Annotated in this window: 19 protein-coding genes and 1 pseudogene; 1 reads left to right on the top strand and 19 read right to left on the bottom strand. The window is 57.1% G+C overall.

The window, feature by feature from the left end; genetic code table 11:
* Positions 1-48: 48 nt before the first annotated feature.
* Entirely contained in the window at positions 49-933 is an 885-nt protein-coding gene (locus tag AC1VWL_RS00440; protein ID WP_482985356.1) for a M15 family metallopeptidase, read from the bottom strand.
* 198 nt (positions 934-1,131) lie between these two features.
* Between AC1VWL_RS00440 and AC1VWL_RS00435 the strand changes: the two genes are divergently transcribed.
* Positions 1,132-1,887 carry a hypothetical protein gene (locus AC1VWL_RS00435; protein WP_482985355.1) on the top strand — a complete coding sequence of 252 codons (756 nt, stop codon included), beginning with the start codon at positions 1,132-1,134 and terminating at the stop codon, positions 1,885-1,887.
* A gap of 139 nt (positions 1,888-2,026) precedes the next feature.
* Here the strand turns inward: AC1VWL_RS00435 and AC1VWL_RS00430 are convergent, their stop codons facing one another.
* The 18 genes and pseudogenes from AC1VWL_RS00430 to tssB form a co-directional block, all read right to left on the bottom strand.
* Complete coding sequence (locus AC1VWL_RS00430) at positions 2,027-2,692, bottom strand: DUF6708 domain-containing protein (RefSeq protein WP_482985398.1); 666 nt, start codon at positions 2,690-2,692, stop codon at positions 2,027-2,029.
* Positions 2,649-3,044: a hypothetical protein gene (locus AC1VWL_RS00425; protein ID WP_482985404.1), complete on the bottom strand. Its 396-nt coding sequence runs from the start codon at positions 3,042-3,044 to the stop codon at positions 2,649-2,651. Before AC1VWL_RS00425 ends, AC1VWL_RS00430 begins: the two co-directional genes overlap by 44 nt.
* A 141-nt stretch (positions 3,045-3,185) precedes the next feature.
* A complete protein-coding gene (locus AC1VWL_RS00420) occupies positions 3,186-3,920 on the bottom strand; it encodes a putative type VI secretion system effector (RefSeq protein ID WP_482985354.1) in 735 nt (244 codons plus the stop codon).
* Positions 3,921-4,050: 130 nt separating this feature from the next.
* A pseudogene (locus AC1VWL_RS00415) lies at positions 4,051-4,286 on the bottom strand (IS3 family transposase); the annotation flags it as partial.
* A 426-nt stretch (positions 4,287-4,712) separates the two neighbouring features.
* Positions 4,713-5,819, bottom strand: coding sequence for a hypothetical protein (locus AC1VWL_RS00410; RefSeq protein WP_482985353.1), 1,107 nt, complete (start codon positions 5,817-5,819; stop codon positions 4,713-4,715).
* Between the two features lie 114 nt (positions 5,820-5,933).
* Positions 5,934-6,923 (bottom strand): hypothetical protein, encoded by a 990-nt coding sequence (locus AC1VWL_RS00405; protein WP_482985352.1) that lies wholly within the window; start codon positions 6,921-6,923, stop codon positions 5,934-5,936.
* A 257-nt stretch (positions 6,924-7,180) separates the two neighbouring features.
* On the bottom strand, positions 7,181-8,092 hold the full coding sequence (locus AC1VWL_RS00400; protein ID WP_482985351.1) for a DUF6708 domain-containing protein: 912 nt from the start codon (positions 8,090-8,092) through the stop codon (positions 7,181-7,183).
* 2 nt (positions 8,093-8,094) lie between these two features.
* Entirely contained in the window at positions 8,095-11,574 is a 3,480-nt protein-coding gene (locus AC1VWL_RS00395) for a T6SS effector BTH_I2691 family protein (RefSeq protein ID WP_482985350.1), read from the bottom strand.
* Complete coding sequence (locus AC1VWL_RS00390) at positions 11,571-12,542, bottom strand: DUF4123 domain-containing protein (protein WP_482985349.1); 972 nt, start codon at positions 12,540-12,542, stop codon at positions 11,571-11,573. The genes AC1VWL_RS00395 and AC1VWL_RS00390 overlap by 4 nt, the downstream gene beginning before the upstream one ends.
* Positions 12,543-12,545: 3 nt before the next feature.
* Complete coding sequence (locus AC1VWL_RS00385; RefSeq protein WP_482985348.1) at positions 12,546-15,275, bottom strand: type VI secretion system Vgr family protein; 2,730 nt, start codon at positions 15,273-15,275, stop codon at positions 12,546-12,548.
* Positions 15,276-15,401: 126 nt separating this feature from the next.
* The gene (locus AC1VWL_RS00380) at positions 15,402-15,752 is read right to left on the bottom strand and encodes a hypothetical protein (RefSeq protein WP_303749862.1); all 351 of its coding nucleotides are present in this window, start codon (positions 15,750-15,752) and stop codon (positions 15,402-15,404) included.
* Positions 15,753-15,773: 21 nt separating this feature from the next.
* Positions 15,774-18,524 (bottom strand): type VI secretion system ATPase TssH, encoded by a 2,751-nt coding sequence (gene tssH / locus AC1VWL_RS00375; protein ID WP_482985347.1) that lies wholly within the window; start codon positions 18,522-18,524, stop codon positions 15,774-15,776.
* A gap of 66 nt (positions 18,525-18,590) precedes the next feature.
* On the bottom strand, positions 18,591-19,676 hold the full coding sequence (tssG, locus tag AC1VWL_RS00370) for a type VI secretion system baseplate subunit TssG (RefSeq protein WP_482985346.1): 1,086 nt from the start codon (positions 19,674-19,676) through the stop codon (positions 18,591-18,593).
* Positions 19,640-21,475: a type VI secretion system baseplate subunit TssF gene (gene tssF, locus AC1VWL_RS00365; RefSeq protein WP_481533815.1), complete on the bottom strand. Its 1,836-nt coding sequence runs from the start codon at positions 21,473-21,475 to the stop codon at positions 19,640-19,642. Before tssF ends, tssG begins: the two co-directional genes overlap by 37 nt.
* Positions 21,475-21,966, bottom strand: coding sequence for a type VI secretion system baseplate subunit TssE (gene tssE, locus AC1VWL_RS00360; protein WP_481533814.1), 492 nt, complete (start codon positions 21,964-21,966; stop codon positions 21,475-21,477). The genes tssF and tssE overlap by 1 nt, the downstream gene beginning before the upstream one ends.
* A gap of 120 nt (positions 21,967-22,086) precedes the next feature.
* Positions 22,087-22,584, bottom strand: coding sequence for an Hcp family type VI secretion system effector (locus AC1VWL_RS00355; RefSeq protein ID WP_057628616.1), 498 nt, complete (start codon positions 22,582-22,584; stop codon positions 22,087-22,089).
* Positions 22,585-22,730: 146 nt separating this feature from the next.
* Positions 22,731-24,221 (bottom strand): type VI secretion system contractile sheath large subunit, encoded by a 1,491-nt coding sequence (gene tssC, locus AC1VWL_RS00350; protein WP_482985345.1) that lies wholly within the window; start codon positions 24,219-24,221, stop codon positions 22,731-22,733.
* Positions 24,222-24,224: 3 nt separating this feature from the next.
* On the bottom strand, positions 24,225-24,725 hold the full coding sequence (gene tssB, locus AC1VWL_RS00345; protein WP_313172269.1) for a type VI secretion system contractile sheath small subunit: 501 nt from the start codon (positions 24,723-24,725) through the stop codon (positions 24,225-24,227).
* Between the last annotated feature and the right edge of the window lie 16 nt (positions 24,726-24,741).

Genomic DNA, 24,741 nt, shown 5'->3' with positions numbered 1-24,741 from the left:
CGGCGACCCGAGTCATCACCGGCGTACGATACCAGCACTTGTTCGCGCTTATAAGCCTTGGCGTCGCAGTTCATCACGCTTCGCGTTGCGTGCCACCTTGCATCGCGCCGTGGCCTCTACGTGCACATAGTCCTTGATGCTGCGCCAGTTGCCGCCCCAATCCAGACCTGCCTGTTCAGCAAGCTCACCGTACAGAAAATAACCGCGGCGGGTCCACGGATCTTCCATGTCCCATTGCAGACGTCCGTCACGAATTGGCGCACTGTCCACACCCAAACCGTACTGGTGACAGCTTTGCCAGGCGCCTGCACGAGTCGCCTTGCCACCGGCCATCAACTCGGCCTGTCGCTCGGGGCTGCGATAGCCTTCGATCAACACCATCTCGTAACCATACTGACGGCGCATGACTTCGTAGATAGCCAGAACGCGTTGCTGCAGATCCGGATCAATCTGGTTCCATTTGCGATCAGCAGTGACTATCTCTGGTCGCAGGCGGCGAATTTCAGTTGTCGTGAACACTTCCGGCGGCGGCGCAGGCGGCGGCGTCAAGCGCTCACCGCGCAACAACTGCGCAACCATGGAACCGGACTCGGCAAGATCATCACCGCGGAAATCAGACAGCACCACTGTCTGTCGTGACATCAGAATTATCACCGGAGGGATACACAGCAAGCCTATCGCGATGGCCAGCACGGGCCAGTGACGACGCAGCGTGCCACGTACACTCACAACTTCTTCACGAACCCCACTGCGTACACGCGCAGCACCTGCGCCAGCGCGACTGCCTGCACGTCCCGCCCTTTGTCGCACTGCAACCCAGCGCGCCCGCAGACGCGCAAACACCGGACCCAGCGACTCAGGGAACAACAGGCCCCAGCAAAGCAACGCAACAAGCAGCAACAGCACAATGGCTACAACGACAATTACAGTCACCGGTCCTCCATGACGACAATGCTGGTTGACGCATCGAGAGGCTTACTCTACAAATGCGCGTATTCGTTTCGGCACTAGCCGACTCAAACCAAGGGCTGGAAGCACTTGAATAATGGCGGAATAAATCGGCCGAGTCTGCTCTCAGGGGGAGCGCAGAACAACGGCCCGGCACCGAACACGGGCCGCATTCTCGCAGACATGGAAGGTCGACAGGTTGCCGCATCATCGCGCGCCACCAAAGACCACTCCCCCCAAAGCCGGCGCGTCTGGTTGTGGGTTGGTGCGGGTTGCGCACTGCTGCTTGCATTCACAACCGCAACACTGTGGTGGCTCTCAAGCAGCACCACACAGGACGATGCCGAGTACTCGTTGAACCCTGACGCAGTTCCAGATTCGTCTGCAACTTCTGTCACCGGACACCCGGACGCACCCGCAGCTGCAGGCAGCAATGGCGCCGCGATGATTGTTGATGCACCGGACACCACGGACGCAAACAGCCGCAATGCAGCCACACCGACGCAGGCGTTGCCTGCGACAGCAAGTACAAGTTCAAGTGCAACGACTGCAGCTCCTGCAAGAGAAGCGCGTGCGCAGCGCGCACCAGCAGCTGCACGCACTGCTGCTGGCAGCAGGACGCAGGATGAAAACCTGCTCGGCACGCTGCTGGGCATCATCAAGGAAGAAGAAAGCAAGAAGAAGAAAGCTGCTGCAGCGCCACAGCCTCAGACCATGGACGATCTGATCGCGAAGATCGAAGCAGACGACAAGAAGCGTGCCGATGACGAACGCGTCGCATTCGAGCAGGTGGCAACGCGGAAGACTGCTTCAACAGAATCGACCATCCAGACCCAGCTGCGTGCCTGCCCTGGTGCGAACACCACCAAGGGGCTGGAGTGTCGCGCGAAGATCTGTGCAGGGGTGCGTGGGAGGGATCCTGCTTGTCCTGCTATGTGATGGCGTGTGTGCTGCGCTTGGGCATCGACGGGAAGTCAGCAATTCCCGAACGACGCTGACTCAGCCATCGGGAGGCTCTACACTGCTTCTCAACGAGCCCGCCTAGGCGGGCTTTTTCTTAAGCGAAGCAGGCATCGAACTACAAGGGGTCTGTACCGCCCCTTCCGCGCTTCCGCTCACGATGAAGCTGCCTCATTCTCGCCACTACGTCCGGGCGCTCACCAAACTGGTCGATGTACTCAGGCTCTTCCCAACGCCCCTCGTCATTTGGATCAAATCTACTCTCCGCAACGGTCGCGGGCGAAAAATGGGGCGTCGCACATGTTGCCATAACCAGCCAACGACTTAGCGCCAATACCCCATACCAAGGAAACAGGAAGTGCCTTAAGGGAAACAACGACCTGCCAAGCAAGAAGCAGGTCCAGCGATATGAGTTCCTAAAGCTGTTCTTCATGGACAGCGTAACGATCTTATCCGACTCGTGAGCAACAGCATAATCGGGCCCGCCGTCCATGTACCTATTAATAAATTCCCAACGACCACGAACTCGCGAAGGATCGTCAGTGAAAGTCCCTACAGTAAACGTATCTACGATGATCCTATTTTTATCTAAAATATGGCAACGAAGGTCGCACAACTCCTTGTTTTGATTGCCCCAACCCACAAAGAAGAAGAGACGTTCACTTCCCCAAGAAACAACAATCTCGCCATTCGCGCCGTTATTCCTAAAAATATGAACCTTCTTCGTCAGCCTATTGAATCTAATCGGATAATAACGGCATGCAAATAAGTCGTGTCGAAGCACCAGGTTCCAAAAAAAAAAAAAATACCAACCCGCCCACCAGCAATAGAAATAGAACCACAACCGTGAACTCGGTCAATGTTGGATTCACCGGAAAGACCAAAACCACGGCACAAATAGCAACAACGGCAATGAAAAGGCTAAGAGCACCTGCGGCGAATGTCGGGATGAAGCCTTTCATTGAAAAGGTTCGATCCACGAAGTCCGCATATGTCGAGTTAAGGGATATCAGTGATGCGGAGTCATCTGGATGGAAATCACCGCTCACACCCCGAGCAAGATGCTCCTTCTTCTCAACACTGAGTATCCCTCTCTCAGTCTCAAATTTTGGATACCAACCTGTCAACATATCCACTCACTCCATATGCGCGTAAATCTCCATCCGCTGCTTGCATAACTACCAATACAGCATTGAAATTGACGCCCCTCGATCATTCATAGGAAGACCGCGATCGATTGTAGAATATTCAATTAGCAATACTGCTTCTGATGCCGATTAATAGCGAAAATAGAAAGGACCGAGCGCTGGCGGATCATTCGGCCGAATTGAAATCATAGTCTTCTTGCGCAAATTTATTTCCTCAGGGTTCTTCCAACCAACCGAAGTGAAAACAATCTCCGCCATCTTCACAAACGGAAGATACTTTCTTGAAACATTCCAACCAATAAGTGAAAAAATAGCGACAACCGCCAAAATCACCACGCCAATAGTTACGATCAGCATAGGCAAATCCCCTCCACCACCTAGAACCCAGAAAAAAGTTAGCACGACATTAGTGACGATAACGACAGCCAATGACATCCACAGCAAACCCCTGATTGTGGTCTTAATATGCGCCGTTCTACCGGACACAACGTGAGGGAAGAGAGCGATGATCCGGTCACGTGGACGAAGCACGGCGAATGCTCGCATGTAGCCATCGGCCTCTTCCGCCACCACTTCAACCTCATCTCCATCCTGAAATGGGTTCCCCCATAAAACCGCACGCACTTCCTCATCACCCAACTGAAAAGTCAGCGCAAAAGCCTCCTCGCGCATCTCTTCCATAGACATAGCCACCATCCCAGCAGCTAGCCCGCTCAATCCGGCAGCAGCTGCCAGCGTTCCGGCAAGCGCACTGCGCTTTTGCAACTCCTCCCCCAGGAACGCGTCAACCGTTGTTACTTCAACTTCAAGGTTGCGCATGGTGCCAACCAGAACTCGTACCGATGACGCCGCTTCAGTGTTCATCTTTATCCTCCACCGACATCCCCGCCCCGCTGATCGAAGTGCAGCGCGCAACCAGAACTTGCGCCGGAAGGATTGCTAATTTCCAAGTGATTCGTTATCCACGGCCTACGGTCAGCCGACAGCGGGGCGCCCCCCCCCAAAGCGCGTCGAACATGAAGTCGATCGACCAACTACCGTCGATATGCTCACCGGCCACCAACAGCATCGGGTGTCGATTTGTAAGACGCTTCTTCCCTCGCCGACGCTGATTGAGCTTCATCAGGCAATACACACGCCAGACGCGTTTGTGATTCCAGACCAAACCGCGGCGATGAACCCTTGAAACAGCTTGCCGAATTTGCCCGGACATCTCCAAGAAAGCCTGGATCAAGTTTACGGGCAGGCGACACCTCGCCCCAAACCTCAACCGTTGTTCCCTTTAATGCCATCATCACCTTTGCAGCCCACAAGTTTCCCGTCAGAATAACAATTAGCTCTTGGCGATCCGGTGCGCTGGACGGGCCCGGCGAGCAGTTCGTTCTAGGCGAATTTGCTCTTGCGCATCGGAGGTCTCCTTGGGGCTAGTTTGCCCGGACACCTCCAAGAATGCCTTGATCAAGTTCACGGGCACGTGACAATTTCTTTGCTAGGCCGAGGCCGTCGCCTATTACGACGGTACTACATTTATTTTTTTGGCCATCAGTGCCTTGTGATATGACCCTCCATTACTAGCATGGGACATACGAACTCGAACTTGGCATGCTCGGCTCCAACGTTGCGGAACTGCTATGCACTAACATTATCAAAACAGCTCTAGTTGTTCACCATATCTGCACTATCGGCCCCAAAAATAAACATAGCGGACTTCAGCGCTATTGCACCCCACAACACGCCACCAGACATCATTGAAACCCAATAAAGAAACTTCTCCGCAGGTTGCAATCGCGATGGTGCTTTGATCTTGTCCTGAAGCGATGCCGGCATTGGCTCCGCAGTGCCATCGTGTGCTTTCCCAATCTCGCTTATATCAAATCGCAGAACACGACCGGTGCGCGTACCTGCAATTGTTAACACTACCAAAGGCCAGAAAATTGCCGTCCACAGGGGAGTAAGCACCCACATCCAACGACGGGACGCTTCAGAGCGTTCATCCCAGCGCGGGACACCAATCCAACCGTTAAAGAAACCGTAGCGGTATGCGTCCCAGAACCTAGGGCGGACACCTGGAATCAAATGTATATCAGGCAAACCTTCCCAGTCACCCTCCATATACCTCGCCAAGAACTCATATGTAGCCAAGCAATCGTATAAACCCAGTGCGTTCTGCAACAAAATTTGCCGGCGGGCATTGCGTCCGTCTTCAGTAGGCTCAATTAAATGAACATTACAGGACGTTGATGCGCCCACAGAACTTACGCTCGTCACAGGTTCAATGTAGGGCCTAAGACGTTCCCAATCGGCCTCAACACGAACACTGCCCTGCAACTGAACAACCTTACGTTCTTTACGAAGCGCTAATAGCGGAAAGCCAATCACCTGCCGCCTCAACGATTTGATGACTGCAACATTTCCAACCCCGAACAGGATAAACCCAAGCACGCAGGCCGCTGTTATAAACCAGTCGCCACTTCCTTTTCCTACCATCGCCAGGAATATCCAGCCACCAAAGAACAACATCGTCACCGATAGCAACATGACCAAAAGAATATGAATTCCATTAGCCGCACTTGCCGATGTCCCTGCAGAATTCAATAATGCGAATCCCTCATTGATATCTAAGACGAGGTCGAAAGATCTTCCGTATCGCCCCTTTACCGGCAGGGGATACATCGCTCCTCTGCCTTGAACAAACAACGGCATGTCGTGATTAACGTCGACCCTGTCCGCCGGCTGAGCTAGGGCGCGAGACATAGTTGTCATTCGGAATGCATCATTGCAATCAACCCAATAAGTAGGCCTAGATAACTCGGAACGTTTTATCGACGACCAACGCCTCAGTGCATTCCGAATCAGATCAGGAGCCAATCCTCTTACTCACTCAAACATGAAAGACAGCATGGCCAATGTTAGAGCACACCACAGAGCCCCACCAGAGACAACAGAGAGGCGATAGAGAAATCGCTCATCCTCCGCTAGTGGAAGAGGCGCCTTGATTTTCGAACCAAGTAATTCAGCGACGACACCCGACGAATCCAGACCAGCAAGTGCAACCTTTTCATCGCTAAATCTTGGCAGACTGCCCATCCTGCTGCCGAGGATAGTCAGCATAACAAGCGGCCAAAATATTATTGTCCAGAGGGGCGTAAATATCCACATCAGTCTCCGAGAGGCTGATGATCGATCCCGCCAGTGCGGAACCCCTATCCACGGATTAAAGAATCCGTACCGATAGGCATCCCAGAAAGCGGGGCGCTCAGCCGGTAAAAGATGAATGTCCGGCAATCCATCCCAATCGCCTTCCATGTATCGCGCCAAGAACTCATATGTTGCCAGACAATCGTAGATACCCAGAGCGTTTTGGAGCAGAATCTGACAACGCGCACTACACCCGTCCTCAGCGGCCTCAATGAGATGAATATTGCATGACGTTGATGATCCAACTGAACTAATGCTGGTAACAGGTTCAATATACGGCCTCAACTTTTCCCAGCTTGCCTCGACCCTCTTTTTCCCTTGCAACTGCACGAGCAAACCCATTTTTCGACTTATCAGAATTGGGTAAGTGACAGGCGATTTTATTGCAGTTCGTACCAACGCAACTATCACCCAGACCAGAAGTGCAGCCACACCTCCCGAGAAGAGGACGATAAATAAACTCGCACCACTACCTTTCATAAGCTCAAAAATAACCCACTGGCAAAGGACTCCGGCTATCAGCAACAACATCAGAGAGAGCATAATGAGCCCACCATTTGCCGCACCCACCGATCCCCCGCCGGGATTAAATCTGGCCGCGCTCTCGTTACCGGCCAAAACCAGATCACTCGAACGTCCATACTTGCCTTTAATCGGCAAAGGATACATTGGCCTGCGCCCCGGAACGAAAAGAGGGCTCCCTACCGTCAGATCTACCCGCTCTGCGGCCAACGCCGCACTGCGCTCATTCGTAGCCATACTGCATCTACCATAGCTATCGTCTTTTTCAACCCATTCGGCGCGGGAATTATCAAAGAGGTGTTGGCTCCGCGATAACGACAAAAAATTCTGAAAATCTGAGGGAGTACTGCTACTGCAACATTGTGCGGACCGCCTGAAATCTATGCTCGCAACCGTAATGGTAATCACTGGCTTCGCTTCGCCTGGACCAACTGGTCAATTGCATCTTGGTCCAAGGCGGGGCCACCAGCCTCTTCGATGATCTCTGCAGGAAATTCTGGAACGCGAGATAGATCAGTTGCGCGCAACTTGTCGCCTGGCTGTAGCGGGGGGCCATCTTCTTCCATGTACTGCCTGATGTGCTCCCATAGCGCCAACTGCGTGCTGTCGAAACCGTTGGATTGAACACCCAGTTGGATCAGCTGCTCCACTTCGTTCGCAGTGCCTTGACGAATAGCAAGCAGGCCGAGTTCAAAACCCTCCGATGCAAGATTCGCTCCTCGGAAGTAGATATAGTTGTAGATGCGCGCTCGAATCTGATCATCCCATCTGTATGCTATAGGTGTGCCATGAGAGCCGTTCTTCCAGAATCTAAAAAAACCTCCCTTTAGATACGGAAGGATATAGACCAACTTTGTTTTTTTGTTAAATAGCACCGGATCATCCAGCGAGTTCTTTGTCGCTAGGCGCCAAAAATAGGTCCCGAAGCAAAAAAGAAAATATGACGGAAACCCAAAAAAAGCCAGCGTGAACAGAAGATCAACTGTTATAGGGATTTCGACCTCCACCAGCGCCATCAATAACAAAACAAAAAAAACGCCCCCAATTGCCCACATAAAATATGCGGAAAGTCTCGACCAGCCAACACTCTTAGCGTATTCGCCACGAACGCTACCAATCTCCAGGCCTTCAGGATAGATTCGCAGTACCGCATCGAACGCAACAGGATCAACATCAAGCGGCACCGAATGATCCAGCGGAAGAATACGATAAGGCGCACGTCGCGCATGCGCGTTATCTTGCGAAAGCGCAGAACTAAATACCACCTCAGGCTCTGCCTTACTCCAAACCTCAACTGTTGTTTCCTTCAAACCCATATTCAACCCCCACCGTCGATTAACTTAATCTTAAACCCGTTATCGATGGCATCCTCTCCATCTCTATCCAATCCCCGCACCCAAACAATTGCGTGAGCGTCCTTATATTTAAAAGTTGGGACCCCACACGCCTGAACCAGCTCGAACAATGCATTTTCTCGTTTCTCGCTTCCCACCTGAATCACTTCATCTCGAATATCCAGCACGTCCGGATACTCGCTCGTCAGTACGCCTAGACTCCCCCCCTCAGACATATATGCGCCAAGCAATGCTATACCCCTACCCATACGTTCCGCAGCGTATACGCCAATGTAGATGTTTACCGATTTCCGCAATTCTTCGGGCATGACAACCCTAACCCAGCCCTCGCGCGCGCCGCCACGCTTGCTGCGATCCTTGTCATTGATCATATTCCAAATAAGCATCCATGGCGTCGCGTTTGCGAAAATTCCTTTGCCGCCTGGACTATTTATATCCGTGAGCAATCTTAGCTCGAACTCAATCTTCACGCCCGCTTGCAGAAGATCTAGCTGGACCTGCTCAACTTGCATATTTCTAAACCCACCGCTACCACCAACTCCCCAGAAAGATCTAGCCCCCCACTCTTCCATGGGAGAATCTTTGAAGTAATAGTAGACGAAAGTCAGTCCGATACCGACAAGCGCGAGAATCAGCCCCCAACCAGTCATGCTAATTCCAAGGATCGTCGCAGAAGAGCCAACTGCAGCAGCCCAAGCCGCCGCGCCTGCGCCGAGCAGAACCAAGGACTGTAGGCCCAAAATGCCAAACGAGGCACTATCCCCCCTGGTTCTCGCAATGTTTGCTTTAACTGCGTTCACAACAGCGTCAACAAACGACGCTGCCGCAACCAATCTACCTGCCAACATCTTCATATTAGCCGCCAGCAGGTCCTTGCCTTGTGCCCGGTAGATTTGTTCCTGCAAAGTGAGTGCAGCCCCGGCGAATACAACCGCTCCGGTCAAAATACCAATTACCGCATCTACACGTTCCGCCCCGTTGCCCTTGGAAAACTGCTCATAATTCTTCATTATCGAGAATATCGAAAGCACTCCAGCGCCGCCAGCCATAACCGCGGTCCCGTTAGTAAGAACCTTGGTTGACGCACCTGCCAACCGGGCCAAAGTGCTTCCCGATATATAGCGCACTGCTTGCGTCCAACTTGCAGTTGCAACGCCAGGCATCAGACGGATGGCATAATGTGCCGCTTGACCTCCCCGACGAATCGTACCGGTCAATGCTACTGCCTTTAGAGCGTTCGCCTGCGCCCAAGCTTCCATCTCGCGAGGCGCCTTATCCACCCACAAAAAAACCTCGACGATAGTGTCGGCCGCCGTAGTTGCACCCATGCTTTTCAACATACTACCGAAATTGACAACAGCAGCTCTATTCGCGCTTGTTATATGGCCCGCTGCAATAGCGGCGTCTTGAACATCGATCATCATACGACGCCAAACGCGTAGCGCCTTATAGAGTGGCATGGTGACGCCGACCAGCGTAGCACTTGCCCGACGCGCTCCGGCATTGCTCAACACAGATACCAGCGTCGACATTCGAGCCAAAGCTGCTGGCGCGAGCCTTCCACTCAATTGCAGAACACAGGCGACACCACCTGTGATTGGAAGCAACGCCGATACGTAGCCAGCAGCCAGTATGCGTAGCGCATTAGCTGACTTACCTCCCAGTTTCACCCATCCTGCAGCCCCAGGGTTCTTGGCCAACTCCTCTATGTTATCTAGGACGTTACCCATCAAGCCGTAATGGCCGTCGCGCTTTTCGAGCCATTCCTTGAAACCCTGAGAAGTATTGCCAAGCAATGCCCGAAGTAGAATGTTCTCCTTCAGATCTGGGTTATCACTGAGATACCGAGCATACCAATCGGCACCCTTGCCTCTTCCAAGATCGGAAGCACCCGAGTCCACAGCTTGCGTACCACTGTTTCCGGTGATGTGCCCACCCGCGAGGATACGCGCCGTAGTAGCTGCGTAGAAAAACCCGCTAAGCGCGTCATTCTCGTCGAAATCATATCCATACAGAAATTTTCGTGGCGAGCAATCCAGGCAATCAAAATGATCGCCCTCCATCGCCAACAAACCGTCAGAGTCCCTGCGGACGTGAGTTTGGTACGCTTCCAGGAACGAGAGATACTCTGGCTTTGACTTACTTCCACGTAGTTTGTTGCGCAATTTTCGACACTGCTCCTCCGCTTGTTTGACGGGAGAAGGGAGGCGAACCGTACCCGGAACAGAATAGTCTGGCAATGGCGGCAAGCCTCCACCAGGAGAGATTGAGCTCCCCTCCAGAAACTCCGCCTCTGGCGGAAGCATCTTGGCGCCCTGCATCTGATTGAATACATCGTACATCATTGCCGTCTTGTCATATTTCGAATAACCGGCGTCTTCGTACTCCTGTTGCTTGCGCGCTCCAGCCTGTCTCAGGCTGGCCATCACACCCTCAACGCTCAAAGCCGACTTAAGCATCCAATCCGCTTTTTCCGCATCACCATCCGCCCTTCCTAAAACATATTCAGACGCGCTCTTGAAGTGCGTGGTCCGTAAAACAGCAGTTTCATGACTGACACCAACTATGTCGTCAACCATGACCATCAACAAATCAGACTCTGCGTACTGATTACCTCCGCGCGACAAAGTGGTCTTTGCAGCATCAATGAGATCAAAGGCGTTCTCAGATCGTACCTTACCTGTTTTCTGACCTGGCACGTTGAGCTCAAAGGCTAACCCACTGGCTGATCGGGGCGTCCACCGCTTGTGTGGATTGTTCTCGTCCGCCAGCGAACCAAAGCTGACGGCATAGTCATAAACAAATCTACTTACGGATTCACCAGTGAGCGGGAGCGATATATCGCACGCGGCAGACCGGGCATTTATGCATACCATCCGCTGACTTCGTAGCTTTTCGTCCTTTGCGTAACGCTCCAGAACTTTGGGCGCCCAAGGACTTTCACTAAACGCAAGCCATACCCGGCCAGTATTCTTTGCATCAGGAATAACAAACAGCATTGCTGCTGCGTAACCTTCGGTACGCTGGCAGGAAAAGGCTGGAACATCACCTATACCCACCAGTGGAATTGGGGAAAGCTGTGTTGGCGTTAAATAGCCCCCTTCATCCACCAAATTCACCTGCCAACCATTCTGCGCCTTTATCTCTGGGGTATGTGGCCGCTCATAAAACGCGTAAAGATAGCCTTCGCGAAGCGTACGCGCAGCGTAATCAAGATATTTCAGCTGTGGCATACCTAGACGGCGCAGCATTGGCGCAAGATGACCTTGAATAGGTGCCAAATAGGGTTTGGCGACAACACCCGGTCTCACCACAAGAATCGGCAACCCCGCCTTCACACAAGATGGACATCCACCTTGGTTGCATCGGCTACCTGCGCTTGCCGCCTGAGCGGCTTTAGCGCTGTAGGTCATTATAGGTTGATTGCCAATATCCATATTCATGATCCTAATTTGTTTTCCATTTCATATGAACGCCCAGCGGATGCTATCCCACTCAAATCGTTCTTGATTCGCTCCCAGCCGTCCGGATCGGGAATTTCGGCTAAAACATCCATCAATGGAATCTGTTCTTCTATTGATCTTCGCAATGACGCCCGGACCGTTGGATGGATTGCAAGGCGAGGATGGATCTGCAAGGTATAGGCAGCAAGAAGTAACACATCTTGATTCTCAGACAGCCCGGCACTGATAGCGCCATTAAGTGCTGAGCGCACCCTACCAAGGTAATCCGGAGGTAAGTCTTCGACGATGCTTCGCCAACCGCGCAACATTTCCTGAATCTGCTGGCACTGACTCAACTCAAAAATTTGCGCCTCAGACACTTGCAACGCGCAACGCAGGAGGCTCCGACTACTCTCTGCAGCTGGGCGAACCAAACTCCTCAGGTGTCCGCGCCTGTCGACCATGTGCCACCTTGATATCGGCCCCAACAGAACGGACTTCTGCGCAGTGTTGAATACCTCCCAAGCAAGCTCAAGAACCCGCCGATCACAAAGGCGAAATACCCCGGCCTTACTGAGACCACCGCCACGCTGTTCCATCATGGCGGCGAGATGCTGCGCCAAAACCTCCAAAGTCACGTCCGTCTCCAACCAACCCGAGACAGTCAAACCATTGGTCGCTTCTGCAACTTGGTACCTTTGCTCCGAAAGCGCTACGTCCAACGCTAGCCCGAGCAAATCGGAATCTTCCGATCGGATGCGAAAAAGAACTGGCGTACGTCCGATATCGTTATATGCAGGATGCTTCAAGCGAACATACGCGCTGTCGCAGCCACGCGTCTTGAATACTTCTTCATCCAAACCGGAACCAAGGAACCGATCGAACAGAACAACAATCCCTCCGGTCGCCTCAACGGCGCGCTCAGCGAGAAATCTTCTAATCACTTCACCTTTCAACTGTTTGCCCATAATTCAGATAAACGCTGCGCCAGCGGCTGCGGCAGCGTCGTCCTTGGTTGGGCATGCTTTCAACTCAGCCTTGGGTAGCGACTGAACGTCGCTCGCACTAGCCGGCCCCACCCAATCCCTCTGGCTAGCTTTGAACTCAATCTTCCCGGGCGCACCCAGCTCGATATTGTCACCTTCAATCCGAATGTAGGCACCAGCCGCAGTGGCCAGCAGATGCTTGCTCGGCGCTGCCATCTCGACATCGGCTTCAGTACTAGCGATGCGGACATTGGTCTTCGCAGCGATCGTGGCCTGGTTCTTGTGCGCCCTTGCGCTGACTTTGCCTTGTGCTGCGTGCAGGGCGATGCCGCGCTCCTGGTTGGGGCTGTCTTTCCTGCCCTCGCTGCCCACTGTGTAGAGCACCAGACCTTGCGCGACTGCCAGGCTCAGCGAGCCCTGCGTCATCCAGTTCAATGCGACACCACTGCTCAGCAAGGTGTGGGTACCGCTTACCCATGCTTGATCGGCCGGGGTCAGGCTCATCACGCCGGCTACGCCGCTGCCGAGTAGTACGGGCGCGCTCCAGCCAGGCGCTTCGCCATCGCCACCATTGATGCTGCCGGCGCTGCTGCCACTATGCGTTGCTTTCAGCTGTTCCTGCAGTTCGGTCAGGGTTTGATCGATGGGCAGTTCGGCTGGATCTTTGGGCAGCTGCGCAGTCTGATCAGTTGCGGAGTCGGCGAGACTTTTGAGCAGGTCGTGGCCTTGCTGCAACTGTGCGATGGCTTGTGGTGCAGCCATCTGCGGCGTGCCTTCCTCTGTTGTCAGCAGCAGGCCACGACCGGCACGCAGGCTGCCGTGTGCTTGGGTTGAAAGCTCGACGCCGAAACCGCGCTCGCCTTCGCGCACGTTGTCGTCGCCACCTTTCAGGTGGCCGAGGGTCAAGGTGGTGTCGTGCTGCGTTGTCGACAGCTGGGCGCGGCCCTGCCCCGGCGTGTCGTCGAAGCGTAGCTGCTGATAGCCGCCGGTGCCGCTTTGGCTTTCTGCCAGCGCCTGGCTCTTGAAGCCGGTAAACACGGCGGCGTGGTCATTGCCTTCGAACCATGCGGCGGCATTGCCAGTGGCGTTGGCGCCACCGCTGTTCAACTTGTTGTGCTGTGCGTCCTGTTGGCCGCGGCCGTTATAGAGCGCGCCAACAATCACGGGGCGGTCGATATCGCCTTCCAGGAACGCGACCAATACTTCCTGGCCGCGCCGCGGCAGCACTACGCCACCCCAGTTGTCGCCGGCCCACGGGGTCATGACGCGCACCCATGTCCAGGCGTTACCGCTGGCGGGCGCGTTGTCGTCGCCGGCCGGGTGCGCCAAGCCGTTGCTGGCATTGCCGCCTCGCTGCCACGGGAACTGCACTTTGATGCGGTGGTCGCGGTCAGACAGCAAGGGATCGCCATCACTGACCACAACTGCACTCAAGGTGCCGGTCACGCTGGGGCGCGGGTGCAGGTGTACGCCATGCCCATCTTCGGTCTGCGGACGGTAGATGACCTCGGCCGGAATCACCGCGAACTGATTGTCGTAGAAACCTGTGTTGATGTCATTACGGCCTGCACCATTACGGATGCCCGCCAATGCCGTTGGCAGCTCCAGGGCGCGCTGGTTGATCGGCCCCAACGTCTGCTCGAGTGCATCGAATACATCAGCATCCAGGTTATTGCGGGCCTGGTGTCGTACCGAGATACAGAGGAATGCGGCGTCCTCGGCCACCTGCGGGTGCTGTGACAAAGCGAGCTTGGCGCCCGGCGCAAGTGCGCGCCACTGGCCGCCGCCTTCAATCAGGTGCGAGCGCACGCGCAGTGCATCCAGATGCTGTTGCGCGCGACGTTGCCCGCGCGCATTGTCCTGCCAGCCATAAGGCCCGCTGGTGTCCTGGTCAACCACACCGAGGTCGGCACCCTGCTCTGCTTCGGCGCTTGCCTGGCGACGCTCAAGGCTGCGGTAATCCCAGGTTGCCCGCTCCACCTTCGGCGTGCACCAGCTGCGAGCTTCCTGCCACTGCTGGATGGTATCGCTGCGTTCGCTTTCATTGCTGCGATGGAAGCGCACGCTACCGAGATCGGTAACGTCATGCGCGTGATCGGCCAATACCAGGGTGTGTTTGCCGAAAGCTGCCGCATCCGGGTCGCCTTCATGCTCGAACCAATAGAAGATGCCTTCTTCGGCCAGCAGCCGCTGTACGAACGCCAGATCGCTCTCCTGGTACTGCGTGGTCAGGCTGCGCTTGGCGTATTGGCTGGCATCGTTAAGCACCCAGCGCCACTCGGGCGCCAAGCCGCCGTAGTCGGCGAAGATGTCTTCGATGATCTCGACCACGGTCTTGTCGTGGAATACGTAGCTGTCCACGCGCTGCGACAGAAATGCCAACCATGGTTGCAGGCGCAGGCGATAACGGGCGAGGCCGCCATTGCTACCAATCCGTTCGGCGGCGGTGATGCGTCCGTGCAACGGTCGATGATTGCCGTCGGCCTGCTGCAGCTGGAGCAAGGCAGGCTTGCCGATCAGCGGCTGCAATTGCAGGCCAGCATCAACGGATAGCGCGGTGATCGTCCATTGAAAGCCGATACCGTCGATCTGCTCGACGCCATCCAGGGTTTCCGCAACCAGCACGTCGCCGCCCAGCGCGGTATGCAGCCGCAGGAAGCGCTGTGTCTGTGCGGGCCCGGCCAGGGCTGCCAATACGTTGTTTACCAAATCCATGGTGTTGATCTGCCTTCATGGGCTGTAGTGCGCACTACGGCCCGGACTGAAAACTGCTGGATGCATCTGTTTGTTGCCATCCATTCCGGTACCCGCCAGCACCGGAATGGCGTTGTTACCGTTGCATCAAGCGACCTGCGCGATTTCCTCAAGGCGCAGACGCACGCCTTCGCTGACCTGCAGGCGATAGTCACGCCCACCAGCGGAAATAAGCACCTCACGCATATTGCTCACCAGCTGCGGCTTGCCGACCGGCGCGCTATCCATGTGGATGCGCCAGGAGCCACGGCTGATCTGGCCAGCCACAATGCGTGCATCCTGGCGCGCTGCCGGCACTGCAGTTTCGAGCAGTTCGACGATGTGTTCCGGGCGCAGGCGATTCCATGCGCGCACGCGGTCGAGGTCGCGCCCCAGGCCCAGCTCGAGGCTGTCGCAGTGGTTCAGTGCTGCCTGGCGGTCAAATCCGAAAAATTCCATGCTGTTCTCCTTCTTCCGTAATCAAGAAACTTTGTACTTGAAATCGCCCTTCTTGCCGGCGCTGACTTTGATGCTGTTGATGCGGGTGCCTTCGGCCATGGCAGTCAACACGTTCTCCGCAATCTCCGGCAACAAGGTGCCGTTGAGAATGTGATCGACATTGCGTGCGCCCGAGTCCACCTCGGTGCAGCGCGCCAGTACAGCTTCAACCAGACCTTCGTCCCAGCTGAAGCTGGCCTTGTGGTTTGCGCTGACGCGGTCACGAATGCGGCCGAGCTTGAGGCTGATGATGCGCACCAGCACGTCATCGCTGATCGGGTAATACGGCACCACCTTCAAACGACCAAGGAAGGCCGGCTTGAAGCTGCGCATCAGGATCGGCCGCAGGGCTTCGGCAAGTGCGTCTGCGGCGGGAATTTCTTCTGCCGGCTTGTTCAGGCAGGACTGCATGATCTGCGAGGAGCCGATATTGGAGGTGAGGATGATCAAGGTATTGCGGAAGTCGATCTCGCGGCCTTCGGCATCATCCATCACGCCCTTGTCGAACACCTGGAAGAACATTTCCAGCACGTCCGGATGCGCCTTCTCCACTTCATCGAGCAGCACCACGCTATACGGGTTGCGGCGCACAGCTTCAGTCAGCACGCCGCCTTCGCCGTAGCCGACGTAACCCGGCGGCGAGCCCTTCAAGCCGGACACGCTATGCGCTTCCTGGTACTCACTCATATTGATGGTGATCAGCTTGCGCTCACCACCATACAGAATGTCGGCCAAGGCCAGCGCGGTCTCCGTTTTGCCCACGCCGGAGGGCCCGACAAACATGAACACGCCGCGCGGCTTGTTCGGGTCTTCCAATTTCGCGGTCGCGGTACGCACGCGCTGGGCGATGGCGTCGAGCGCGTGATCCTGGCCGATGACCCGTTCTTCCAGCAGGCTGCCCAACGAGCGGATGGTGCGGATCTCATCCTTGACCATGCGACCAAGCGGCACGCCGGTCCATGCCGACACGATCTCAGCGACGACGGTGCCATCCACCTGCAGCGGAACCATCGGGGTCTCGCCCTGCAGGTCACGCAGCTCCGCCTGCAACTTCGCCAGCTCTGCATGTTGTGGCGAGAGCTCACGCGTTGACTTGCTGCGCTTGCCAGTTGTTCTTGCGACAGCGACGTCGGCCTGCTCGTCCGCGGAGGAATCCGCATCACCCTCGCCCGCCAGGCCTTGTTCAAGCTGCTGGCGCAGCGCTGCAACCCGCCCGGCCAGTTCGCGCTCGACACTCAAACGCTGCTCATTACTGGCAAGCACAGCCTGCGCTTCAAGCTGCTGCGCCTTCAGTTCGGCAAGACGCTCCTCATGCAAGGTGCTGCCGCCGGCAGTCTCGCGCTGCAATGCAGCCAGCTCGGCCTCGATCCGATCCAGGTGCTTGCGAGTGTCTTCGATGATCGCGGGCGTCGCGCTCTGCCCAAGTGCGACCTTTGCACAGGCGGTATCGAGCACGCTGACGGCCTTGTCCGGCAGCTGGCGGCCGCTGATGTAGCGGTGCGACAGACGCACGGCTTCGGTCACGGCTTCATCCAGCACGCGGATGCCAAAGTGCGCCTCCATCAGGCTGACCATGCCGCGCAGCATGGCGGCGGCCAGCACTTCGCTGGGCTCCTCCACCTTCACTACCTGGAAACGACGCGCCAAGGCGGCGTCCTTTTCAAAGTATTTCTTGTACTCGCTCCAGGTGGTGGCGGCGATGGTGCGCAGCTCGCCTCGCGCCAGGGCCGGCTTGAGCAGGTTGGCGGCGTCGTTCTGGCCAGCGGAGCCGCCGGCACCAATCATGGTGTGGGCTTCGTCGATGAACAGGATGATCGGGTGCGGGCTCTTCTTGACCTCATCGATCACGTTCTTCAGACGGTTCTCGAACTCGCCCTTGACGCTGGCACCGGCCTGCAACAAGCCCATGTCCAAGGTGTGCAGCTCAACGCCTTGCAGCACGTCGGGAACATCCTTCTCAGCAATGCGACGGGCAAGGCCTTCGACGACGGCGGTTTTACCGACGCCAGCCTCACCGGTGAGGATGGGATTGTTCTGGCGGCGGCGCATCAGGATGTCGATAACCTGACGGATCTCGGCATCACGGCCGATCACCGGGTCGATCTTGCCGTCACGCGCACGCTGGGTAAGATTGGTGGTGAACTGGTCCAACGCGGGAGTCTTGGACAGGCCGCCCTTGGCCTCGCCCGGCACTGCATCCGCATCTTCGCCAGCACCTTCGCCCGTTGCCGAAGCATCAGCGAAGCGAACGGTCTGTGCTTCCTGCGAGCCTTCGGTCAGCTTGGCAAAATCGTGCTTGAGCTCTTCACGCTTGAAGCGCACGAACAACTTGGAGCCGCGGTAGGCCAGCTGCGCTAGATCCGGCTCGGTCAGCAGCGCCAGCAGCAGGTGGCCACTGCGGATGCGGGTGGTTTCCGAATCCAGCGAGGCGATCAGCCAGGCGTGCTCGAACAGGGCCGGCAGATGCTGGGAGAACACCGGCGTACGCGTATTGCCTGTCTTGAACTGGCCGATCTCGTCGCTGAGATCGCGCTCGAGTGATTCGGGGGATATGCCACTGCGTTGGGCGATCAGCACGAAGTCGCTCTTGGGCTGCTCCAACAAGGCGAGGAACAGATGTTCCAGATCCACCTCGTAGTTCCCACGCGCCATGCACAGATTGGCTGCACGCTGGGTCGCCTGACGGCAGGTGTCGTCCAACTTGCTGATAAGTGTTTTGAGGTTGATGCTCATTCGGAACCACGCACTCCCTGCTGAAACCGTTCAATTACCGGCAGCGTCATCGCTGCCGGCGCCTCGTTATTGCAATGTATGGATGCCATAGGTGGTGTCGTCGCGCGCGCCGTCCTGCCCGCGTGTACACATATAACTGTCCCAACCCAAGCGCGCTCCTGTTCCCAGTGCGCTGCCTTGGACGTCCTCGGCACGCAGTACCAATCGAACTTCGTACTCGAGCGTCCCGCCGGTAAGCAGCGACAGCCACTTGGCCAAGGCCAGGGCTGCAGTTCCGCCGGGCAGGAAATCGTCAAATGCCGTCTTCGACAGCGGGCCGATGCGCAGGCGCAGGCGTAGATCCCGCTGCCAGACGCGATCACCTGCCAACGCGCTGGCACCCAGTACGGCATTGGCTTGCCCCAGACGCGTCGCCTGCCCTGCCGGTACGCGGTACCAGGCGCCGACGAACTGCTGCACTTCGAGCGGCACCTGGAAGTAGTCCGAGAGCACGCGCTGCATCAGCGCTGCAGATACCGGCCGCTGCCGGATCGCGCCCGCGTAGTACGCCACTGCCTGATCGAAGATGTCGCCTTCGCCGTCATGCAGCCGGTCGCGCAGCTCGTGCATACCCATGCCGAGTAGCGACAGCACCAACGGCAGAAAGCGCTCGCGCCGGTCCAGCTCGTACTGCAGCGCCAGCCGGTGCTTCTTCCAGGCCGCGTAATGCAGCGCTACGGCGCGGGTTGAGAAAATATCGAGGAAGGCACGTGCGGTGCGATCGCGCTCGTACAGCTCGCGGATCTGCAACGTTTCGGTGTAATGCAGCGGCAATGCACCGGAGGTGCCGAGCAAGCCCATGAACTGCGGGGTCAGATGCACTTCGCCCAGGGTTTCGGCAGCCAGCGCCTGCTCGATGTCTTCACGTTCCTGCAGGCGATCGCCGGCGAGCGAGTACACCTCACCTTCGGCAGACAGCTCGGTCGCAGGGAAACCCAGGGACAGGCTGTTGCGGAAACGCAACCGCATCGGAATTGCCTGCCCCGATTTCACTCCTTGTCGCTCGAACACCTGCTCAAGCAGGCGCACCGCCTGGAAGAACTCGAAGCGGTGCGGCTCGGCCAGCAGCTGCTGGGCTACGCCAGGATCGATTCGCCGCTGCGCGCTTCGCATCGGACGATCTCCTCCCCGCTGTCGCCGGAAATCAGCACCAGTCGGGTAAAGCTATTGGCATGCACATACAGTGCGAAGAAATGATCCATCACCTGCGCGAATGCAGCCACGCCGGTGCCGACAAAATGGGCCTCATTGATGGTCAAGCGGATTTCAAGACCGCGTACGACAGATGCGAACTGGCGACCGGACATCCAGGTCGTCGCCGGCACCTGCTCAAGTGCAAGAATGCCGTCCACCTGCCGTGCGGAAACATTGCTGCCAGACAGGTCGTACAGGCGCAGCATTTCCTTCAGCGCTGCCAGGCCGCTGCCACTCAGGGACAGCTGGTTCAGCGACAGATGCGAGATCAGGCGCCATTGCGCACTCCGCCCGTGGCGGAAGCGCAGTGGTCGGGTTGGCTTGCGCAGCAATGTGATGGCCTTGGCAGGGCTGCCGCCTTCGATGCTCAAGTCGCCACCCGCCACGCCATAGGCGAGCTGATGCGGTAGATCGCGGTTGCTGCAGGTCAACTCCAGGCTGACCGTATCGGTCTGCGGCAACACCGGGTTGAAAGAGAGATCGACGAAGCTGATCTCCATTTCGAAACCGGGGCTTTGCCTTGCAATGTCTTCGTCGTGGCGGGCGACCCAGTATTGCCCGGTACGATCCGGGTCTTCGCCGTGATGCAGCGAGTAGAACGGACGGAACTCATGGATGGCCTCGCCCTGCGGTGTCTGCCGGATACGGTAGACCGAATCGATGGAATGCACTTCAAAGGCATAGGCACGGCGTGCGTCCGCCAACACCGGATAGTTCACCGTGCGATGGGTGACCCGGATCGGCTCACCGTTGATCTTGAACAGATTGACGATGGGCGTGCAGCCCAGCCGCACGTTGTGCAGGCCGATGTCCTCCAGCACCATTGCATTGGCCCGCTCCTGCTGCCCGGCGGGCAGGATCAGGTGCAAGGTGAAACGGCGGCTGGCGCCTGCGCTGGTGGCGGTCAGGTCCAGGTCGACGAAACCGAACTTTTCCGGGTAGCCGAACAGTTCTGTCAGCAAGCGATACGCAGGGTGCGAACGCGCCGGGAAATCAATCAGCGCTTCGCTGTCAGCAAAGCCAACCGGGCTGATCGGCACTGACTCAAGCCGACGCCAGCGACCATCGCCGTCCGACTCAACATACGCGGCCTTTACACCGAGCAGCAGTGCGTCACGCAAGGCGGCGCGCACCGACGGCTCCCCATCGAGGAACAGACGCAGTTTGTCGGTGCCCAACTGGGCGAACCCAAGCTGATCGGAGAGCAGATTGAAGCTCAGTGAGATTTGCCCCCCACTACCGCTCGGCAATGCGGTTGCCATGGGCGCGTCGGCCACCGCCCGATAGGTGACGGCGGAGATACCGATGGGTGCCAGCACCACATCGTAACTGGTGCGGAAATCACAAGGGACGCCGCGCACCGCGCGGCTCTGCAAGGACGTGCCGCGCGGAATCCGCACCGGTGCGCTCAGCTTGGAAGCGACGCCGTCCATATCGAAATAGGCGATCGAGCAGGCCGGGAATGGTCGCAGGTAGTGCGGGTACAGCACATCCAACAGCGCGTCGGTGAACTCAGGGTAGTCGTCGTCGATACGCTTGGATACGCGCGCACTCAATAGCGCGAATGCCTCGATCAAACGCTCAACGTGCGGGTCCTGGCTGCCATCTGCGGACAACTGCAGACGGCCGGCGATCTTGGGGTAACGCTCGGCGAACTCGCGGCCATAACGGCGCAGGTAGGCCAGTTCGCGCTCATAGAAGGGCAGCAGATCCTGCATCAGAGCGCCTGCTGGGTGCGACGGGCGCGGGTAACCTGGTACTGCAGCGTGGACGGCTGCAGCATCGCGTCGAAACTTACCGGCTCGCGCGCAGGCTCGAGATCCAGCAGCGCATGAATGGTGAAATGCAGGCCACCGGCGAACTGGTTGCCGGCATCAAGCTGCACATTGACGTTCTTCAAACGGCGCTCATGGCGGCCGACCGCCTGCTCCAACGAGCGGCAGATGGCGGAACGGTCATAGGCATTGGCAAGGCTCATCGCCGAGAAATCGGCAAGCCCATAGGTCAACAGGGATTGGCGGCAGTTCGGGAACTCCGCCATATCGCTTTCCTGGAAAGCGGCGCGCGAGTTCAGCAGCCCCTCCAGGTCACGCGCAATGGACTCCTTGTACTGCTCCAGCGATACGGACTTGAAGATCGGCCCGGCACCCGCACTGCGCGGGTTATCGTCAAACAGCTTTTCCAACAGGCTGGGTTCGAGTCCCTTCATCGTTGTTTCCGGTAGCTGGGCATCCGTGCGTCAAGGCAGCGATGCAACTGCAGGGCCGTTCCTGGCCTTGCCGGGATTGAGACTGCGATGGCGCTTATCGCGCCATCGCAGAACACATCATCAAACGGTGTAGTTCGGGATGTTCTTGGTTGCGCTCCACTGTGCCACGGTCTTGCCACCAACTCCGCCTTCCGGCTTCTGCTGCTGGTAAGTCCACTTGATTGCACCGAAGCTCAACTGAACCACTTCCTGCGGCATACCTTCCTTGTCAACCGTGGTGGTGACGCGGTGTACCAGCACGTTCAGCAGCTCGACCAGGTAGTAATTGATCGCGTTGCCGTCCTTGTCCGCACGCATGAACTCAACGCGTGCCTTCGGGAAAGTGGTGCCGTTTGCGGCGGCCTGGTTAAGGGCCGTGGAAGCGAGATCGATCGACTTGATGATTTCGATCGGCGACAGATTCACGCGGGCTGCCGTGGTACCACCGGAGGTGGAGGCAGTGGCCGAGCGAGGCTGCAGCAGATCCTGCGAGAAGGACTGGATTTCAATCCAATCCTTGTGCTTGTCGTCGTGCGACTCACCCTTGATGGTGTCAATGGAAAGAAAAGCATGTTGCATATCTGGTCTCCTAAATTCCGTTCTTCCGTGAGATTGTTTGCCGGGCGGGGGCCCGGCGGTTGAGGGGGGCTTCGCCCTCTAGAAATGTGCGCCGCCGCTAGGCAGGGACCGAGGTCCCTACCCGACGCTAAAGCAACATCAAAACGTTACGACTTCTTTGCCGACGCCGGCAGTTCAGCAACAAGACGCAACGAAACAGACAGCTCATCGAGCTGGAAATGCGGCCTGATGAAGGCCACAGCACGGTAGACACCAGGCTTGCCCGGCACTTCCGAAACCTGCACAGATGCTTCGCGCAACGGGAACTGCGCCTTGGCTTCCTGGCTGGCGTTGTCGTCCAACAGTACGTATTGGGCGATCCACCGGTTCAGGAATTCCTCGACGTTGCCCGCGGATGCGAAGCTGCCGATCTTCTCGCGCATCATCGCCTTCAAGTAGTGAGCGATACGCGAAACCGCGAAAATGTACTGCAGCTGTGCAGACAGGATCGCGTTGGCATTGGCCGAATCGGTGTTGTACTTCTTCGGCTTCTGTGCCGACTGCGCACCAAAGAAGGCGGCGTAGTCGGTGTTCTTGCAGTGCACCAGCGGCATGAAGCCGAGGTCACTGAGTTCTTTTTCACGACGATCGGTGATGGCGACTTCGGTCGGGCACTTCAGCGCCACTTCGCCGTCATCGGTGCGGAAGGTATGCGTTGGCAGGTCTTCGACCAGGCCGCCACCTTCAACACCGCGAATCGCCGCACACCAGCCGTAGCTCTCGAATGCCTGGGTCAGGCGTGCACCGGCCGCATAGGCGGTGTTGCACCACAGGAACTTGCTGTGATCGGCGGCTTCGATCTCTTCAACGAAGTTGAAGCCTTCAACCGTGGTGCCGTCCTTCGGGTTGTACGGCAAACGACCAAGGAAGCGCGGCAGCGTGAGGCCAACGTAGCGGCTGTCCTCGCTCTCGCGGAACGACTTCCACTTGGCGTACTCAACCGTATCGAACACCTTGGCCAGGTCGCGCGGCTTGCCCAGGTCGGTGAACGACTCCAGGCCGAACATGCCTTCACTGGCGGCAGACAGGAACGGCGCGTGTGCAGCGGCTGCCACATGCGACATCTGCTCGATGAAGTACATGTCTTCCGGCTGACGACCAAGGAAGTAGTCACCGATCAGGGCACCGAACGGCGCACCACCGAAGGTACCGAACTCCTCCTCGTAGACCTTCTTGAACAGCGCGCTCTGGTCGAAGTCGATGGCCGACTTGAAGTCCTTGACCAGATCCTTCTTCGGCGAATTGAAGACCTTGATCTTCATGTTCGGGCCGGTGGAGGTCTGCGAGCACAGGTAGTGCAAGCCGCGCCAGCTGCCTTCCAGCGCCTGGAACTCCTGGGCATGCATCACCGCGCTGAGCTGCTCGGAAATGATCCGGTCAATCTCGGCAATACGTGCATCCAGGGTCAGGTTCAGGTTGTCGGACACCACAACCGTACCTTCCATCACTTCCTGCGCCAGCGCAGAGATGATGTCCTTGGCACGCTCATGCTCGGTCCGCGACTTGGCGACCTTGCTCTTCTCTACGATCTGGTCGAGCAGATCGATTTCTTCGGTAACCGCGACAGGCGCGGACAGTTGACTGGCTTCAGACGCCATCGCTTATTCCTCCTTCGCCGCGCCGAGCTTCTTGAGCTGCTCGGTGTTGTTGAGCACGTCGGTCAACAGGTCCTCGAGCTTTTCATTGCCCGCCAACTTGTTGCGCAGATCAGCCAGCTTGGTGCGCGACTCGAGCAAACGGCGCAGCGGATCAATCTGCTGCACCACCGACTCCGGACGGAAGTCTTCGATCGAGTTGAATTTCAACTCGACGCCGAACTCGCCACCGCTCTCGCTGATCTTGTTCGGTACGCGATAGACCGCGCGTGGGCCGGCCGCTTCCATCACCTCGTCGAAGTTGTCGAGGTCGACGTTGACGAACTTCCGGTCCTTGACCTTGGGCAGCGGGTTTTCCGGCGTACCACTGAAGTCACCCATCACACCGACCACAAACGGCAGCTCTTTCTGCTCGATCGCGTCGCCCTTTTCCACGTCATACGTAAGCTGCACGCGCGGCGGCCGGATCTTCTGCAACCGCTTTTGAACGCTGTCCTTCTTGGCCATGAGTGTCTCCTGACTG

This window comes from Stenotrophomonas sp. STEN063, from assembly GCF_056854515.1.
The sequence above is the reverse complement of the archived record's forward strand: the minus strand, read 5'-3'. Positions and strand labels throughout refer to the sequence as shown.